Origin of the sequence: Glaciecola sp. HTCC2999 (assembly GCF_000155775.1) — a bacterium.
Classification (GTDB): domain Bacteria; phylum Pseudomonadota; class Gammaproteobacteria; order Enterobacterales; family Alteromonadaceae; genus Opacimonas.
Window position 1 is genome coordinate 693,718 of record NZ_DS989810.1, and the last position, 17,973, is coordinate 711,690.

18 protein-coding genes are annotated in these 17,973 nt (G+C 38.0%); 7 read left to right on the plus strand and 11 right to left on the minus strand.

The features are described from left to right. Nucleotides 1–62: 62 nt before the first annotated feature. On the minus strand, nucleotides 63–443 hold the full coding sequence (locus G2999_RS03010) for a DUF3192 domain-containing protein (RefSeq protein WP_010178580.1): 381 nt from the start codon (nucleotides 441–443) through the stop codon (nucleotides 63–65). A 195-nt stretch (nucleotides 444–638) separates the two neighbouring features. On the opposite strand from G2999_RS03010, the gene G2999_RS03015 reads away from it, so the two are divergent. Then, nucleotides 639–974 (plus strand): hypothetical protein, encoded by a 336-nt coding sequence (locus tag G2999_RS03015; protein WP_010178583.1) that lies wholly within the window; start codon nucleotides 639–641, stop codon nucleotides 972–974. Here the strand turns inward: G2999_RS03015 and syd are convergent. Next, nucleotides 936–1,460, minus strand: coding sequence for a SecY-interacting protein (gene syd / locus G2999_RS03020; RefSeq protein WP_010178585.1), 525 nt, complete (start codon nucleotides 1,458–1,460; stop codon nucleotides 936–938). The genes G2999_RS03015 and syd overlap by 39 nt on opposite strands. 65 nt (nucleotides 1,461–1,525) lie before the next feature. Between syd and queF the strand changes: the two genes are divergently transcribed. The 3 genes from queF to G2999_RS12560 all read left to right on the plus strand — a co-directional run bounded on the left by queF (nucleotide 1,526) and on the right by G2999_RS12560 (nucleotide 4,093). Continuing rightward, complete coding sequence (gene queF / locus G2999_RS03025; RefSeq protein WP_010178587.1) at nucleotides 1,526–2,368, plus strand: NADPH-dependent 7-cyano-7-deazaguanine reductase QueF; 843 nt, start codon at nucleotides 1,526–1,528, stop codon at nucleotides 2,366–2,368. 149 nt (nucleotides 2,369–2,517) lie between these two features. Next, nucleotides 2,518–3,525, plus strand: coding sequence for an isocitrate dehydrogenase (locus G2999_RS03030; protein ID WP_010178589.1), 1,008 nt, complete (start codon nucleotides 2,518–2,520; stop codon nucleotides 3,523–3,525). 202 nt (nucleotides 3,526–3,727) lie between these two features. Next, the gene (locus G2999_RS12560; protein WP_010178591.1) at nucleotides 3,728–4,093 is read left to right on the plus strand and encodes a helix-hairpin-helix domain-containing protein; all 366 of its coding nucleotides are present in this window, start codon (nucleotides 3,728–3,730) and stop codon (nucleotides 4,091–4,093) included. A gap of 66 nt (nucleotides 4,094–4,159) precedes the next feature. On the opposite strand, the gene galU is transcribed toward G2999_RS12560, so the two are convergent. Continuing rightward, the gene (gene galU / locus G2999_RS03040) at nucleotides 4,160–5,053 is read right to left on the minus strand and encodes a UTP--glucose-1-phosphate uridylyltransferase GalU (protein WP_010178593.1); all 894 of its coding nucleotides are present in this window, start codon (nucleotides 5,051–5,053) and stop codon (nucleotides 4,160–4,162) included. A 608-nt stretch (nucleotides 5,054–5,661) separates the two neighbouring features. Here galU and G2999_RS03045 point away from each other — a divergent pair. Further along, nucleotides 5,662–7,179, plus strand: coding sequence for a peptide MFS transporter (locus G2999_RS03045; protein ID WP_010178595.1), 1,518 nt, complete (start codon nucleotides 5,662–5,664; stop codon nucleotides 7,177–7,179). A gap of 117 nt (nucleotides 7,180–7,296) precedes the next feature. Here G2999_RS03045 and G2999_RS03050 read toward each other — a convergent pair whose 3' ends face one another. Genes G2999_RS03050 through G2999_RS03060 form a run of 3 tightly spaced genes read right to left on the minus strand, consistent with a single transcriptional unit; the run spans nucleotide 7,297 to nucleotide 11,285 of the window. Continuing rightward, nucleotides 7,297–7,692 carry a diacylglycerol kinase gene (locus tag G2999_RS03050; RefSeq protein WP_010178597.1) on the minus strand — a complete coding sequence of 132 codons (396 nt, stop codon included), beginning with the start codon at nucleotides 7,690–7,692 and terminating at the stop codon, nucleotides 7,297–7,299. 15 nt (nucleotides 7,693–7,707) lie between these two features. Beyond that, nucleotides 7,708–9,333: a phosphoethanolamine transferase gene (locus G2999_RS03055; protein WP_010178600.1), complete on the minus strand. Its 1,626-nt coding sequence runs from the start codon at nucleotides 9,331–9,333 to the stop codon at nucleotides 7,708–7,710. Between the two features lie 2 nt (nucleotides 9,334–9,335). Next, nucleotides 9,336–11,285, minus strand: a complete 1,950-nt coding sequence (locus G2999_RS03060; protein ID WP_010178602.1) for a sulfatase-like hydrolase/transferase — start codon at nucleotides 11,283–11,285, stop codon at nucleotides 9,336–9,338. A gap of 220 nt (nucleotides 11,286–11,505) precedes the next feature. On the opposite strand from G2999_RS03060, the gene G2999_RS03065 reads away from it, so the two are divergent. Together G2999_RS03065 and galE are read left to right on the plus strand one after the other, a co-directional pair. Continuing rightward, complete coding sequence (locus G2999_RS03065; RefSeq protein ID WP_010178604.1) at nucleotides 11,506–11,805, plus strand: DUF6170 family protein; 300 nt, start codon at nucleotides 11,506–11,508, stop codon at nucleotides 11,803–11,805. A gap of 11 nt (nucleotides 11,806–11,816) precedes the next feature. Further along, nucleotides 11,817–12,836: a UDP-glucose 4-epimerase GalE gene (galE, locus tag G2999_RS03070; RefSeq protein WP_010178606.1), complete on the plus strand. Its 1,020-nt coding sequence runs from the start codon at nucleotides 11,817–11,819 to the stop codon at nucleotides 12,834–12,836. 59 nt (nucleotides 12,837–12,895) lie between these two features. Here the strand turns inward: galE and G2999_RS03075 are convergent, their stop codons facing one another. From G2999_RS03075 to G2999_RS03095, 5 genes are read right to left on the minus strand one after another with little or no spacing between them, the layout of a single operon-like run. Further along, entirely contained in the window at nucleotides 12,896–13,690 is a 795-nt protein-coding gene (locus tag G2999_RS03075; protein WP_010178608.1) for a VacJ family lipoprotein, read from the minus strand. Then, nucleotides 13,687–14,937 carry a c-type cytochrome biogenesis protein CcmI gene (gene ccmI, locus G2999_RS03080; RefSeq protein ID WP_010178610.1) on the minus strand — a complete coding sequence of 417 codons (1,251 nt, stop codon included), beginning with the start codon at nucleotides 14,935–14,937 and terminating at the stop codon, nucleotides 13,687–13,689. The genes G2999_RS03075 and ccmI overlap by 4 nt, the downstream gene beginning before the upstream one ends. After that, entirely contained in the window at nucleotides 14,934–15,410 is a 477-nt protein-coding gene (locus tag G2999_RS03085) for a cytochrome c-type biogenesis protein (protein ID WP_010178613.1), read from the minus strand. The genes ccmI and G2999_RS03085 overlap by 4 nt, the downstream gene beginning before the upstream one ends. Further along, nucleotides 15,407–15,988, minus strand: coding sequence for a redoxin family protein (locus G2999_RS03090; protein ID WP_010178614.1), 582 nt, complete (start codon nucleotides 15,986–15,988; stop codon nucleotides 15,407–15,409). The genes G2999_RS03085 and G2999_RS03090 overlap by 4 nt, the downstream gene beginning before the upstream one ends. After that, nucleotides 15,985–17,955 (minus strand): heme lyase CcmF/NrfE family subunit, encoded by a 1,971-nt coding sequence (locus G2999_RS03095; protein WP_010178616.1) that lies wholly within the window; start codon nucleotides 17,953–17,955, stop codon nucleotides 15,985–15,987. The genes G2999_RS03090 and G2999_RS03095 overlap by 4 nt, the downstream gene beginning before the upstream one ends. Between the last annotated feature and the right edge of the window lie 18 nt (nucleotides 17,956–17,973).

The window sequence follows — 17,973 nt, forward strand, 5'->3', positions numbered from 1 at the left end:
ACGATTAACTATTAATAGTAAGCAAAAAAATCATGCTTTTTATAACAAATTACGCATTGTCACTATAAAGATATTAAATAATTGTCACCCCACCCCACTAATTCATTATTTAAAAATACCAGCGGTGTGCATTCATCTTTTGTCGTAACACCGTCACCATTTTGACGGTGAGTACGATAGTACAGTACTTGGTAAGTATTATTTTGTCGGGTTAATAATTCATTAAAGTCAGCCACTCCCATCTTATTAGTAATATCTAAATAGTGTTCACCTAATTGCAGCCCTTGAACATGAGCTCGGTTATTTTTTTCTCTGACTTCCCAGCTGCTATGATGAGTATCACGCTTATATTCATCATCGCCAATTGCGATAACACAACCACTTAAAGAGACCATTAATAAAGAAGCGATTGAAATAACTTGGACTTTTTGGATAATTTGCATGTTGAAGGCGCCTTTTTTGGATTTTATTGTCATTAGTCACGGTCTATCCGTTATAATGTAGTTCTTTGAGTTTTATAATAATCAAATCTCATGCCAATTTTAAATCATTGATATTATTATGATTTTAAAAATAACATATCCGGGCTCTGGTCAATAATACGAAGAAATAACAAATTTAACTAAGAATTAGGCATTATGGACAACACGACAAAACAACGTTTGCTTACTATATGCAGTGAATTAGAAGCTAAAAGTCTTCCCATTTCTGTCGGTTTACTCAAAGCAAAAATCAAACAACCGGTGCCATTACCCAAGATCATTGGTGTTATTAATGCATTTAAAGCAGGAGAACGAGCGCAGGCTATTGACGACATTCAAGCTAAAGCAGATTCTCAGCCTATCGAAGAAACACCTGAGATTTTATCCATCGATGACTTAGCCCAACAAATAGCAGCACAACAAAACGCTATAGAGACCTTACAAGCGCAGGTATTAAGATTGACACAGACTCTGGAAAAAATGGGCCAATGATGGAGCAAGGATGGTTGTTGGTTCTTTTCCTACTGGCTCAAGAACCACTTCACCGGTATTCATTAATACAGAAATCAAATAATCATCATTTTCAGGTAGACCAATAAATAATGTCGGTGATTGTTTTAATCGCCTTTTCATTAATGCATGTCCAATCAAATTTTCCTGCAGTCGCTCAAAATCTTCTTCATTCCAAGCTTGCAGTAAGGTAATGCGTCCTTGTTGGATTGTTAATTCAAGGTGTTCAGCAAAAAAAGCAGAATAAAACTCAATCAGTAACTCGGGCAATGTGAGTCCTAAAGCTTGACTAAATTCTTCCATGTCATTGGCTGGACGAGCTATCGGTTGCCATGAAATTTCTTGGCCATCAAGCAACGAGTCAGTTGCTTCATTAATGCATAGAGAAGGCCATTGCTGATCAAACTGTGTGGTTAACTTGACAGTTTTCGCATACCTTGCCATTAAATTTTGCCATTCAGATTGCATAAAAACAGACACCTTTTTGAAGATTTGGGTAAAATAGCTATATTATTCATAACTGTGATTCATGTATGTCTCAAGATTACCATAATAACCCCCAATTAGCCGAACTCGCATTAGGAAAATCAGTGACCTATTCTGATCAATACGATGTGAGTTTTTTACAGCCAGTACCAAGGGCACTAAACCGCAATATGATTGGCTTGAGTAATGACTTACCTTTTTCTGGGAATGATATTTGGAATGGATATGAACTCTCATGGTTAAATGTCAATGGTATGCCTCAAGTGGGTATTTTACGTTGTGCTGTTGCCTTCGACAGTATCAATATAATTGAATCCAAATCATTTAAACTGTACCTCAATAGTTTTAATAACACTCGTTTTGAATCACTAGCTAACGTTAAGTCTGTGTTAGAAAACGATTTAAGTCATTGCGCTCAAGGTAATGTTAGCATCGACATCATTCCAAATAATGAGTTTAATCAACAACAATTACACATACCTTCAGCCACTCTTCTAGACACCATGGATTTAACCTTTGATGAATACGTGGTCTCACCGAATTTACTTAAATCTAACCGTGACATGGTAACGCATGAGTTTTTATATTCGAATCTACTCAAATCAAACTGCTTAATTACTAATCAACCGGACTGGGCCACCATTTTCATTAAATATTCAGGTCCGCAAATTGAACATGAATCGTTATTGCGTTATTTGATCTCATTCCGTCAACATAATGAATTTCATGAACAATGCGTAGAACGTATATTTTGCGATCTCATTGAACATTGTCATTGTGAACAGCTAACAGTATTAGCTCGATACACTCGTCGCGGAGGATTAGATATCAATCCATTTAGAAGTAATTTTGAAGCACCCTATCCAGACTGGCGTTTAATCCGACAATAAATACTGAATAATGGATATTCATCTGCTGAATTAGTTCTACCAATAATTGCCTAGTGCATCACTCTATCTTCAGGTAAAATTAGACTGTTAATTTACTGTTTTGGCATGTGTCAATGCGGTAAACATTTATTTTATACAAAGGATTTTTCATGACTCAACAACGTATTACTGTCATTCGTGGTGATGGTATCGGTCCAGACATTATCGATTCAGCCATTCAAATACTAGATAAAGTAGGTTGTAACTTTGCTTACGATTATGCTGATGCGGGTCTAATGGCGCTTGAAAACCATGGTGAGCTATTACCAGAAGAAACATTAGCACTGATTAAAAAGAATGGTGTCGCTTTAAAAGGCCCTTTAACGACTCCTGTCGGGGAAGGCTTTACGTCCATCAATGTGAGTTTGCGTAAACAATTTCAACTATACGCCAATGTAAGGCCCGTCTTATCATTTAACGGTACAAAAGCTCGATATGAAGATATCGATATCATTACAGTACGTGAAAACACGCAAGGTATGTATTCAGGCCTTGGACAAATAGTCTCTGACGATGGTGAAGAAGCTGAAGCGAAAAGTAAGATTACCCGCGAAGGCGCTGAAAAGATTGTCGTTTTTGCTTATGAGTTAGCACGTCGCGAAGGTCGTAAAAAAGTGACGGCTGTACATAAAGCAAATATTCTTAAATCTACCTCCGGTTTATTTTTGAAAGTGGCTCGAGAAGTAGGTGAGCGTTATCCAGATATCGAGTCGGCTGAAATGATCGTTGACAACGCTTGTATGCAGTTAGTGATGAACCCTCATCAGTTTGATGTAATGGTCACTACTAACTTATTCGGTGATATCTTATCAGATTTATGCGCTGGTTTAGTGGGTGGTTTAGGCATGGCTCCTGGTGCGAACATCGGTGGAGATTGTGCAATATTTGAAGCCGTACACGGCTCTGCACCTGATATTGCTGGAATGAATTTAGCGAATCCTACCTCAGTGATACTTGCCTCTATTCAAATGCTTGAATACCTTGAGATGAGCGATAAAGCCGAAAAAATCCGAGCAGCGCTTAAAGATGTGATTGAGTCTGGTGACCGTACGACCAAAGATCTTGGTGGAGAACACGGTACTACTGACTTTACTCAGGCTATGTTAGAGCGCTTATAAGCCTGACAAATATTTGCCTATTAAGCCAATGTTGATATTTTAAACATTGGCTTTTTTATTGCCGATTAATACCTTCCCTGATCATAGGGCCTGTTTTACATGACAAGTTTAAAACCTATACCACGACGTTAAATAACGAAATTATACTCTTAGCATGTACAGCAATAAGGCTGCACATAATATATTCACTAGGAGTTACATCATGAATTTAAAACCTATTTTATCTTATTTCGTTTCTGCTACGTCATTAATTACTTGTTTGGTATTAGCGACGTCAATTTCAACTACGGCTTTTGCCGATGAAACCATGCAAAATGGTCAATCACTTGAAATACCAGTATCCTCAAAGTCAGCAATCACCCAGTATGACTTGAACTTGGCAAGCACTAAAGAGCTCGCTTCAATCAAGGGTATCGGTATCAAAAAAGCACAAGCTATAGTGGCATATCGTGAACTGCATGGCGAGTTTGAAAGTGTAGAACAAGTGACTAAGGTGAAAGGTCTTGGTAATAAGCTATTACAAAAATTAACACCTTACATCATCGTCAATCCAAAGCAGAACAAATAGCCACAAAAAAACCCTCAAAAGTAATCTTACTATTGAGGGTTATCATGAACATCTAGTGAAGTGAAATTATCCCTTCATCTGTGCGAGATACTCTTGAAATGCTTCTCCTAATTCGGGATGTCTTAACGCATACTCAACATTCGCTTTCATGTATCCCAATTTAGATCCACAATCATGACTTTTGCCCTTCATGTAATAAGCATCCACCTGTTCAATATTCATTAATGTCGCAATCGCATCCGTTAATTGAATTTCACCACCAGCACCTGGTGGAGTGAATGCAAGTAAATCCCAAATCTTCTCAGATAATACATAACGACCAACAACCGCTAAATTTGAAGGGGCTTCATCCTGTTCGGGCTTCTCTACCATAGCATGGATCTTAGCTGATTCGCCTAAACCAATTGTGGCACCATCTAAATCAACGACACCAAACTTACTCACATCTTCCTCTGGCACTTCTTCTACTAATACTTGAGATACACGAGAGGTGTTAAAACGCGAAACCATATCCGCTAGGTTATCTTTTTTGAGGTTACTTGCCGCGTCATCCATAATCACGTCAGGAAGAACAACGGCAAAAGGGGCATCACCCACAACCGGATGTGCACACATGATTGCATGTCCAAGACCGTTAGCCACCCCTTGACGCACTTGAATAATCGTCACGCCCTTGGGTACGATGGATTGTACTTCTTCTAACAATGAACGTTTAACCCGTTTTTCAAGGGTTGATTCAAGTTCATAAGACGTGTCAAAGTGGTTTTCAATGCTATTTTTAGATGCATGCGTCACAAGTACAATCTCTTTGATCCCTGCAGCAACACATTCATTAACAACATATTGAATGAGAGGTTTGTCTACCACTGGTAGCATTTCTTTTGGAATGGCTTTTGTCGCAGGCAACATTCTAGTACCTAGACCCGCTACCGGTATAACAGCCTTAGTAACTTGGCTCATAAATCTTTATCCTTAATTAATAATTCACAACCTTATCTGTATAGTGAAATAAAAACGACACTTTACTATAAATAGGTTTATATAAATTACGTCCATCAAATAGTACTTTAATTAAAAAGTAGTGACTAACGCATTAAAAAATAAGTGACACCATATGTTTCATATCGAAAGGATGAGACCACTATTTAATAATAGATGCTAAATGCATTTTCTATGCCTATTAAGCATATTCGTCAATACAACTCACTAATATACATAATTTCATATTTTTAACTTTATCACTTTTCAATAAATACCACCATCTCATTGATATCCCACACCTACAAAAAATGTCCCTATTCTAAGAATCATTACAAAACACTCAAGTACGCTCAAGGAACATGTTCTATTTATGCACTAAAAATAGGCAGTTGCACATCAGTATGAGCAACAACAGGCTTGCAATAACCGCTATATGAAATGTCAGTACCAACCTACTTTGACATCATTCACATATCTTAAACTAGTCGAATCTATGATATTTGTACAATACAGTGTCATGGGGTAACATGTTTTGCTCTAAAAAGACCTTATATTCATAAAAATAACATCCAGTCTTAGGAACAATAATGACAACAAATACAAACGACACGGGCTTTTTTGGCCATCCTCGCGGTTTACAAACCCTCTTCATGACAGAAATGTGGGAACGTATGAGTTATTACGGTATGCGAGCTCTATTAGTACTTTACATGACCCTCTCACTACAAGAAGGTGGCTTAGGCATAACCGTTGCTTCAGCTGGCGCTATTTATGGCCTTTATACTGGTGCGGTTTATTTCATGGGATTACCCGGTGGTTGGCTAGCAGACCGACTGATCGGCGGGCAAAAAGCCGTTTGGTATGGTGGGATCATTATTATGATTGGGCATATCATTCTTGCCATTCCTGCTGCATCTACATTTTACATTGGATTAATTTTTGTGGTGTTAGGCACCGGGTTATTAAAGCCTAATATTGGGGCTATTGTCGGTCAGTTATATGCACCAGAAGATCAACGTCGTGATAGTGGTTATACCCTCTATTATATGGGTATTAATATCGGTGCTGTGATTGGTTATACCGTCTGCGGTTATTTACAAGTTAATATGGGATACCACTGGGCCTTTGGTGCTGCGGCTGTTGGCATGGCGATTGGTCTTGTTCAATACAAAATGACGTTGAGCAATTTAGGTGAAGTCGCTGCCACCCCTACTCAACCTTTGACGCTTAAAGGTCAAAAGATGTCTTGGAATATCATTGTCGCATTTTTGATCATCGTCGCAGGCATGACATATGCTATTTACAATGGCATTATCACTTTTGACCCAGTGCCTGTTGCACAAGCTGTCGCAGTCATTTTTTGTTTAATCTTTTTGGGCTATTTTGCTGCCATATATTTCAAAGGTAACTTAAACCAAAATGAGAAAAAAGGCATGTGGGCCTTGTTTCTGATATGTGTTGCATCGGCATGTTTTTGGGCAGGTTTTGAACAGGCAGGTTCTTCATTGAATTTATTCGGTCGAGATTATACCGATAGGATGTTAGGTGCGTTTGAAATCCCAACAGCTTGGTTCCAATCAGCAAACTCCTTCTTTATTGTGATTTTATCACCGTTTTTTGCTGCCTTATGGATCAACCTTGCGAAAAAAATGATCACGCCAAGTTATTCAGTGAAATGTGCTTTAGGTTTAATCATCATGGCAACTGGCTTTATCGTGATGTTCTTCGCTGCACAGTACGCTGCCTCAGGTTTAAAAGTCGCGCCTTACTGGTTAATCGCTACCTACTTCCTACATACGGTCGGGGAATTATGTTTAAGCCCTGTCGCATTAAGTGCGGTCTCAAAATTATCACCACGCCGTTTTGCAGGTCAAATGATGGGTGTATTTGTCCTTACCTACTCTATTGGTAATGTTATCGCAGGCTTACTAGCGGGTAACTTTGATCCAGAAAACGTAGGTCAAATGCCAAACCTTTATCTACAAATTAGTTTGTTTGGTATTTCAGTAGGGATCATCCTAGTGTTACTAAGCTTCAAAACAAAATACTGGGAACAAGCAGCAGAATCAGCTGCTCAAGATGCTGAGAAAACAGCACAGGCTTAATCCTACTCAGTGAATAAAAACCGACATGCTTTGATTATAAAGATGTCGGTTTTTTTATTTGTCTTTTAGGTATCAAAGTTAGTCTTAGTAAAAATAATTTACAAATAAATGTGTTACTTATTCAATTAAAAAATCATCAATATAACTAATAAATACAGCAATCCAAACAGATGCACATATCAATATTGCAATGAATACAGCAGCAGACCCTAAATCCTTTGCTAATCCAGACAATGGATGTATATCTAAGCTAATTCTATCAATCGTTGCCTCTATTGCTGTATTCACAACTTCAGCAAATAATACAAATAACACAGAAATCAACAGCATCAGTTTTGCATAAATTTCGATCTGCCAGGTGACAATAATGATTAATGATACCACGAGTAAAATGAGCTCTTGTTTAAAAGCCGCTTCGTTTTCTGAAAGCCATTTAAATGCTCTCATTGAATTTGTAAAAGCTAAATAAATTCGATGAATGCCGGATGGCTTATTTGTTGAATCAAATTGCATTATAAAACCTCTTTATTAACTTGGAGCCTTACAGGCGTTAAATATATCGAATTCGGGTTGATATTCAGTACTCATTACTTGAGTTAATCCAAGTAGACTGTCAAAAATATTGTCATGTGAAAATGTGTTTGAGCGTACTAACTCAATACATTGATTATAGTTAGAATCAGCAAGCTTATTACTCCAAAATATGATTGGAATATGAGTCTGTTCTTCTGGAGCTAATGCATAAGGAAATCCATGCAAATATAATCCTTTTTCGCCAAGTGACTCTCCGTGATCAGACACATACAAAAATGCTTTATCCGTTACATCACTCGCTTGTAATACTTCTATCAACTTACTTAAAACAAGGTCAGTGTAAGCGATAGAATTATCGTATGTATTAACTAGTTCTGTTGTACTACAGTTTTGAATATCACTTTTTAAGCAATCAGGTTTAAACACACTGTTATTTTCCGGATAGCGACGATAATAAGTGGGTCCATGTGAGCCTATCATATGTAAAATCACTAATTTATGTTTAGCTTGGCTATCTGCTATCTTGTTTACTAATTTTGAGACCAATATTTCATCATAACAATAGTCACCATCACATAACGGGTTGACTTTAATCGGTTCAATATTTTCTGATTTGATACGACGACAGACACCTTTACATCCACTATTATTATCAATCCATGAAACTTCAACACCACTTCTCTGAATAATATCTAATACATTATCTTGGCTTTGTGCATAGCGTGAATCATATTCTTTTCGATTTAAGCGAGAAAACATACACGGTACTGAAATTGCAGTGGCAGTTCCACATGATGAAACATGATTAAAATACTTCACTCCTAATTTAGGAGTATTAGGATTAGTAACCCTTTTGTAGCCTTGTAGCGAAAAATTGGATGCGCGTGCGGTTTCACCTACCACCATAACCGTTAACGAAGAACTCGCTTTATTTTCTAATACAGGCGAATCATCAAGTACTCTAAAAGGTAATGGAGGAAACAAAAAATTATCTCTAAAATATTTATAACCGGCAGTATAAAATGCAAACGGCGTAATATAACTTGTAAGTTGTCTGTTATTCCGTCCAACTGAAGCATAATCTTCATAAAACGGTACTGCAATCAATGTACAAGTTACTAGTGCGAAGAAGTTTAGTTTAATAAAGCTTGTTAAATGCGCTCTAAAATTTCCTTTTATTTTCAAATGATGAAATAAATAACTAGGTAGAATACCGGTTAAAAAAATAAAAATGACAAGTTGAATATTTAAATATGAAAATGCTTCACTGGAATCAGTTTCAACTATATTTTGCAGCATACTTTTGTCAAAAATAACACCATAATTAAATGTTGAATAAAACAAGAATGAACAAATTACTATATTTAATAAAAGTATAGGTTTAACGAAAATAATAAGCGAAAACCAACTTAACACTAATACTATTAGTGAAAAAAGTAGGATTGGAATACTTAGCATGAACATCCAATGCAAATCGGCTGTTTGTGAAATTGCAATAAGCGTTTTATATAAAAACTGACTATTAAAAGCGATAAGAATATAAATTGAAACTAAGCAAACAAACTGACAATAACTTATTTGCTTAGAGAAAATACCTAGCCTTCTGTTAGTAATATACATAATTATTGTTCATCTTTAGGTTTATCTGCTGAACGATAAAGCTTCTCAGTGTAGGCTAAGTTACTAAATAATACATGTGCAAGAGCTTTATTTATCAAAGCGTTATCAAAGTGTTCGAGTTCTCTTTTTTCCTGTGTTTTGCTTTGTTTGTTATATTGCCAATAACTGATCTTTCGATTGGGCATCAGAATAACCATTTCATCGTTTTCAAGGTATGCAAAATTATCGTAGTACTGCATCATCGCCCGTTCAACCGGATAAGTTTTAGTCAGATCAAAACCAAGCATAGGCGTTGCTTTTTCAATACCAAGAAGTGATAACAATGTGACTGGTAAATCTATTTGACTTACTAGTCTTTTATCCCTGTGAGCTTCTATACCACTATTTAAAATTACAGCAGGTATATGAAACGATTTTACAGGCACAGGTTCAGAACCAAATACTCGTACATCATGATCAGCTACAACTAAAAATATGGTATTTTCCCAGTACGCTTGTGTTTGTGCTTTATCGATAAATTTTCCAAGTGCATAATCCGCGTATTTAATTGCAAGATCGCGTTTGTAATTGTCAGATTCAAGTTCGTTAGGTAAAGATACTTTTCCTTCAGGAATATCAAACGGATCATGATTGCTTGATGTGAATATCAAACTAAAAAAAGGCGCTGACGTTTGATTTAAAGTCGATAGTTCATGATCGGCTTTAATAAATAAGTCCTCATCACTTACCCCCCAAGATGAAATAAACTCAGGGTGTTCAAAATCATTAATATCCACAATATTGTTAAATCCATTTCCTAAGAAAAAACTTTTCATGTTATCAAAATGGCTTTCACCACCGTAGATGAATTGTGTTTCATATCCTTCTTGAGCTAATGTATCAGCTAACGAATAAAAACCATGCTGCGATTTAGAGAGTTTAACCACTGAACGAGATGGTGACGGTATAAATCCTGTCGTAACGGCTTCAATACCTCTTACTGAACGGATACCGGTAGCATAAAGATGATCAAACCCCCAACCTTGCTGGTAGAGCCTATCAAATTCAGGAGTAATTCCTAATCCTCCAAGCTCTCCTACAAAACGGGCGCCTAAACTTTCTTGAAGTATTATCACTAAGTTTTTTTTATCGCCAGACATGGATGGTTTGTTATGAGATAAGGTTGGAATATCATCGCTAACAAACCGTTTCCTATAAGAGGACTGTCTAACCGTATCTAAAATTTGTGGACGAGGCATGGAACCATAGAGATGACTGGCACTTTTTTCGTTGCTCATACTTTTAATTGCAAATGCAACACTATAAGTGGAATTGAGAATGAGGGAATTTACTAATGAATCCTGAGAAAAATAAACCAGTGCAGGGTTAAGCGGTCTATGACTCAATGTACCTCTAGCAGCCAATAAGCACAGGAATAAAGCACCTATTAATAAAGGTAAACTGGTTGTTTTTTTTAATGTATAGGTCTGTGTTTTATGTAATGAATTAAACAAAAATCGATAGCTGTAGACACCTGTTATTATAGCTATAAACAATGTACTCAGCATGGCTAATAAATGCCCTTGGACCAACATTGAAAATACTTCTTGAGGATAATCTAGGTACTCTACATAAAGTCGGTTAGGCCTTACATCATATTGAGTAATAAATGCGGGTGTTGAGGCCTCGATAATCACTACTAAGGTTGTGACTAAGCTCCCGTAAAGCAAAAATATACGCTGAAATAATGCAGTTTTATTTCTGAAAATCACATCTAATATCAATATAAGTACACCAACTGATACTAAATATCCAAGACTACTTAAGTCTATTTTGATAGCTCCAGATATAATGAAGCCGATATCTCCATCATTTAATCTTGGATACTGCCATATCAATAAGGCAATTCGAGACGTAACAAATATCGCTAACAACAACGTTGTTAAACGCACTAGGGGTTTTAGTATGAACATCATAAATCGCTTAATTGACTTATCTCTTATATATGATGACCAGATTAAGCTTCTAAACTTAATTAAGAATTAAATATACGATAAAAAAATAGATGAATAATCGGTTGAAAACAGACTGATGTTCCATATACAAATTAACAGTGTGACTAGGCAAGAATAAGCTTATTCTGTATCATCTCAGAATAATTATTTAAACTGCGTTTAATGGCGAGCTGTCTCTATGAAATTTTATTTTTCTACTAAGCATATTCCTGAATTACAAGATGTTCCGCTCACTGAACGAATTCAGCTGCTAGAAACCGCTACGACAAAATTAACCATTCCAGAAAAAACGCTGCTGAATATTTTAAAACTATGCGTCATTGCCCCTTTTTTCATCTTATTATTAAGAGTCGTCAATGACTGGACTTCATTGTTATGGGCGGGTTTAATTTTATTACTATACCCAATAGTGGTTCGGCCGATACAGTTTTCAATGAGTGCAAAGTATTTACCCACCCACGAAAAATCTAACGATTAAGGAAAATCATTATGTCTACTATTTTAGTGACTGGCGGAGCTGGCTATATCGGCTCTCATACTGTGTTGCAACTCCTAGAAAAAGGCGATGAAGTCGTTGTCTTAGATAACTTGTGTAATGCTTCACCTGAATCATTAGTGCGTGTTGAAAAGCTTGTGGGAAAAAATGTCACACTGATTGAAGGCGATATTCGCGATAAAACCGTGTTAAGAGATGTTTTCACACAATATCAGATAGATGCAGTGATTCATTTTGCTGGACTAAAGGCAGTCGGTGAATCAGTCGAACACCCGCTCAAATACTATGAAAATAATGTTTATGGCTCAGTACAATTATGTGCAGTAATGAGTGAATTTGGTGTGAAGAACATCGTCTTTTCCTCATCTGCGACTGTGTATGGTGATCCTGTTGAACTTCCATTGAAAGAGTCTATGCCGACCGGTATGCCAACTAACCCTTATGGACAGTCTAAACTCATGGTCGAACATGTACTACGTGATTTATTCACTTCAGATAATGAATGGAATATCGCCATATTACGTTACTTTAACCCAGTCGGTGCTCATGAATCGGGTCAAATTGGGGAAGATCCGAATGGGATCCCCAATAATTTAATGCCATTTATCAGCCAAACGGCAACGGGTAAACGAGAGTCGCTTGCGGTATTTGGTGATGACTATGACACGCATGATGGCACCGGAGTCCGTGATTATATCCACGTTGTTGATTTAGCCGAAGGTCACTTAAAAGCACTCGACGCACTGAAAAAGAAACCAGGTGTTTTGACCGTCAATCTTGGTACAGGGGTTGGATACAGTGTGTTAGATATGGTCCAAGCATTTAAGAATGCTAGCAACGTTGATGTTCCTTATCATATTGCACCGCGCAGAGCCGGTGATGTTGCTGCATGTTATGCTGACCCTAGCCATGCTAAGGCAATTCTAGGCTGGGAAGCCAAACTAGATTTACAAGCCATGTGTGACGATACTTGGCGTTGGCAATCAAATAATCCTGATGGCTATCCAACGTAACCATCTAATTGACAAACTAGCTGTGAATAATACTTGTTATCACAGCTAGGTCCTGACACTTACAAGTCGTCTAATAGTCCTTCAAATTCTTCAAAATCTTCCATCTCTTCCGCTTGTGCTTCAGGTGATTTTTGAATTTGACCATCATTGACTTTAAATTCTAAACGTTGAAAGTACGCTGTTTTAACAAATGAATATGGATCGAGTGAATTATTCAATGTACTTTCTTGAGATAGTAACTGGGCTCGCTTTTCTAATACGTCTACTACCCCAGTAAAAATCGTAAAATTACTCGCTAATACATTCATAGGAAACATCATATTATCGACCACGTCCCCTGTCGTAGAGCGAATATCTGTAGGCCCTCTAGCCGGCAGCATAAGATAAGGACCAGTATTTATGCCCCATACGCCAAGGACTTCACCAAACGATTCGTCTTTTTCATGTAAATCCATGGTGGATGCAACATCAAATACACCTAAAACACCTACCGTGGTATTGACTAAAAAACGGGCTAAACTGACCATTGAACCATCGACCTTTCCCTGTAGCATATTATTCAGAAAGTTAGCTGGCTCTGCTAAGTTATTGGAAAAGTTAACTAACCCACTTCTAACCGGTTGTGGAGTAACCGCGACATACCCTTGTGTCACTGGTTTTAACAGATATTTATCCAGAATATCATAGTTTAGATCCCACATAGTGCGGTTAAGACCTTCGATTGGATCCTTAGGGTCATTATATTGAGTTACTTGGTAGTTCGTCGTCTTGGATTGTTCTATCTGAGTTGATTTATTGCTGGCACAGCCAGTCATAAATAAAACAATACAACACAATATTAATAGGTGTTTCACTTAATTTCCTTATTGACCATGACATCAACGGGAATGATGGCATTGTTAATTTTAGTAAGTTTCGTCGCCCCCTCTAATTCCCCAGGGCTAGCTTGCACATTTTCATCAAATGATAACCGAGCAGTGACGATGACTTCACTGATATCATTGATTGAGTACGATGCCATCATGGCATCATCCGGAGTCAATGTAACTGTCATCGGAAGATTTCTTAAATCTAATTTACGAACGGCCGCTGGTAATGGATTATTCGACGCAGCATCTTTGATAAAGACAAAGAGAAATGAAGGTTGTAAACGATTATGTTGAGCTAACCGTTTATTAATTTCCTCGGTGGCGTTTATCGTAATACTAAAACCCGTCTTTTGTTGAGGTTGACCTTTTAGCTCGTTAATCTTAGCTTGAATTTGTACAATTGCAGGATTATTAGGTGGCAATAGTGGTTTTATCTGTGCAAAGTAACGCTCTGATGTCGCTAAATCTCCTAACTGCCCCGCCGTCATTGCTAACATTAATGCTGCTTGATTATTACCCGGCTCTAACGTTAACAAACGCTCTAATACGGTTTTCGCCTGACGTAAATATTCAACTTGGTTAGGGGTCATCAACGCTTGGGCGTAACTTGCTAATGTTTCGGTATCATTCGGTTTAATTAGCAACGACTTATCAAATGCTTGAAAGGATTGTTCGAATTGTCCTAGCGAATTATATAATCGCCCTAATAACATCCACCCCGTCGCATCTTCTTCATTATTTTGAATTCGTGAACGGATCGCTAACGTAAACGCTTGGACATCTTCCAAAGTAACGTCTTGAGAAGGGTCAACAATAATTTTTTGTGTAAGTGCTTGCATATTTGCTTGAGAATCAAATAAATGCGCCACATTACTGATGTGATTTACCTGCCAATACATCAATAATACACTCACTAATAACGCAGCAAAAATACCATAACCAATGAATTTTATTTGGCTCGAATGATGCGAGACTGCTTGACCATCAGAAGGTACAGTTTCATCAATTAATGCTAATTTAAGCTCTTTTTGCGCTTGTTGACGATGTTTATCAGATATCACGCCTTGGGAAAATTCTTCATCTAACTCAATTAAGCGCTGTTTTATGAGTCGAGTGTTAGACAGAATATAGGCTTGTTCATGAGTCTGTTTCTTATTTTTAAGAATAGGATAAACGATAAACAAAGCGCTAAGGAGCACTAGAACGATGGCAATAATATAAAACGTAATCACTTATCTTTCTCCAACATTGCTTCTGCCTTAGCGATGAGTGCATCCTGGTCAATAGCATGAACTTTATCTGTATCGCTGACACTATTATTTATATCAATAGGCTTACGTCTTACCAAAATCCATCCACCAAGCAATAATACAGAAAAAGGTAATATCCATAACCAAATAGTGGTGTTAGTCACGGGTGGTTGATAATGGACAAAGTCACCATAGCGCTGTTTCATAAAATCGATGACTTGATCATGGTTATTGCCTTGAGTGATTAACTGATACACTTTACGACGCATATCATGAGCAATCATGGCATCAGAATCAGCAATATTTTGGTTTTGACACATAGGACAACGTAATTCGGCCGTTAGACGCTTAAAATCGACACGCTGTTGATCAGTTTCAAAAGCATAATTTTCTTGCGTCGCCATCACACTAGTACTTATAATTAACGCTAACATTGTGGCAATAATTATCTTCATTGAGTCACTCCCTGAGCAATCAGCTCGTCATACAATGGCGCGAACTTCGTCTCCCATACACGTGGGTTGATATCACCAATATGATGGACGCGAATCACACCTTGTTGATCAATCAATAACGTTTCTGGTGCACCCGTGACACCTAAATCTAACGAGGTATCGCGGTAAACATCGAAAATATTAAACTCAAATGGGTTACCTAGTTGATTGGTAGTCTCGGTCACTTCTTGTTGAACGCGTGCTAGTGTCTTGGTACCGAAATCAGGGTCTAAGTCTTGATCATAATATAATCCTACAAATCTCACACCTTGCTGGCTCAACTCAGTTAAATAGGGCAGTTCAATGGCACAGGTAACGCACCATACGCCCCAGATATTGAGCAGTGTCACCTGTCCGATAAACACCTTATTAGTATGTATGACACTGGGATCCATCAAATCAGGTAAACTGAAAGTGGGCATGGGTTGCGCTAACACTTGAGAATCGCGTTCACGAGGATCAGAAAATAATCCTTGATACAAGAAAAATACCAGTGTCACAAATACCACTAATGGCACGATAAAACGTGTATTTATCATGCCGTTTGCACTCCAAAACGCGCAAGTTTTTTCATGCGATAGCGCTTATCCAGCATTGAGCAGATACCACCAATAGACATGATCCCTGCGCCTAGCCAAATCCAGATAACAAACGGTTTATAATATACACGTACTGCCCAAGCGCCATTCTCTAATGGTTCACCTAGCGCGATAAATAAATCTCGGACAAGTGTGGTGTGGATACCCGCTTCTGTCATCGTCATTCTAGTGACAGGATAAAAGCGCTTTTCAGGTTCTAAATGCACCACAAACTCATTATTTAAGAACACATCGAAAATACCACGGTCCGCACTATAGTTAGGTCCTTGTACCGTTTCTACATCACTAAATTTAATCTGATAACCGGCAATCATCACTTCATCGCCATAATTCATGCGCACATCACGTTCAAGCTCAAAATTGCTTACTAATGTAATACCAATTAAAGAGACTGCAAAACCAACATGTCCCAAAATCATACCCCAATGACTCGGTGTTAATTTTGTTATTTTCGTTTTTACACCATATTCAGTCGGCATCGCATTTACCCGCTGCGCAACTTCTTGAACTGTTGATACTAGTATCCAAAATGCACAAAGCATTCCCAGTGTTGCCACATAATCGGCTTTGGTCTCATAACTATTCACTACCAGTAATGCCGCACTAAAACCAATACCAAACGCAAGTAATACCTGGTTACGTAACGCACCGATAGGCTGTTGTTTCCAGCGACTCAAAGGTCCTATTGTCATAAACATAACAAATGGGACAATTAACCAAGTGAACATTTGATTAAAGAATGGGGCACCGATAGAGATGCTACCCATGCCTAGTTCTTTATGTACCAAAGGAAACAACGTCCCCAGTAACACCACCACAGTTGCAGCACACAATAAAATATTATTCCCCATTAGCATGACTTCACGAGAAGCAAGTGAATAAAATGATCGTGTTTTTAACTGCGGCGCACGAAATGCATATAATAGCAGCGAGCCGCCAATAACGATAACGAGCAAACCAAGAATAAATAACCCTCGAGATGGATCTGAAGCAAATGAATGTACAGACACCAGGATCCCAGAACGGACTAAGAATGTTCCCAACAGACTGAGAGAGAATGCTGCAATAGCCAATAATACAGTCCACGATTTAAAGACTTTGCGTTTTTCTGTTACTGCTAAGCTATGCATTAAGGCAGTACCGACAAGCCATGGCATAAAGGACGCATTTTCAACAGGATCCCAGAACCACCAACCGCCCCAGCCAAGTTCATAGTATGCCCACCAACTGCCTAAGGCGATCCCTACGGTTAAGAAACCCCACGCAGCAATGGTCCAAGGACGCGACCAGCGCGCCCAAGTCGAATCTAATTGCCCAGAAATTAGCGCAGCTATCGCAAAAGCAAACGCCACAGAAAATCCAACATATCCCATATATAACATAGGCGGGTGAATAATCATGCCAAAATCTTGTAACAATGGATTTAAATCAGCGCCATCTACGGGATAAAAAGGCAATAAACTATCGAAAGGATTCGATGTCATTAGCATAAATAAGTAAAAACCAATCGACACCATTCCTAATACAGATAACACTCGTGCCACCATGACTTCAGGAATGCCTTTACTAAACACTGCAACCGCAACTGTCCAAATCGAAAATATTAATACCCATAGTAAAAAGGAGCCTTCATGACCGCCCCATACTGCGGTGACTTTGTAATACCAAGGTAATAAGCTATTTGAGTGATTCGCTACATATGCTACGGAAAAATCGTCCGCTAAGAAGCGATTAGTCAAACACGCATAAGCTATCGCGGTAAATACAAATAAACCGACCGCAAGTGGTTTAGCAGATGAAATCATCAAACGATGATTCGTTTGCGCCCCCCACATAGGATAAATAGCTAATAAGCTGGCTAATAGTAATGCCAGTACAATCGCAATGTTTCCAATTTCTGCTATCATGTTTTTTTATGTACTCTA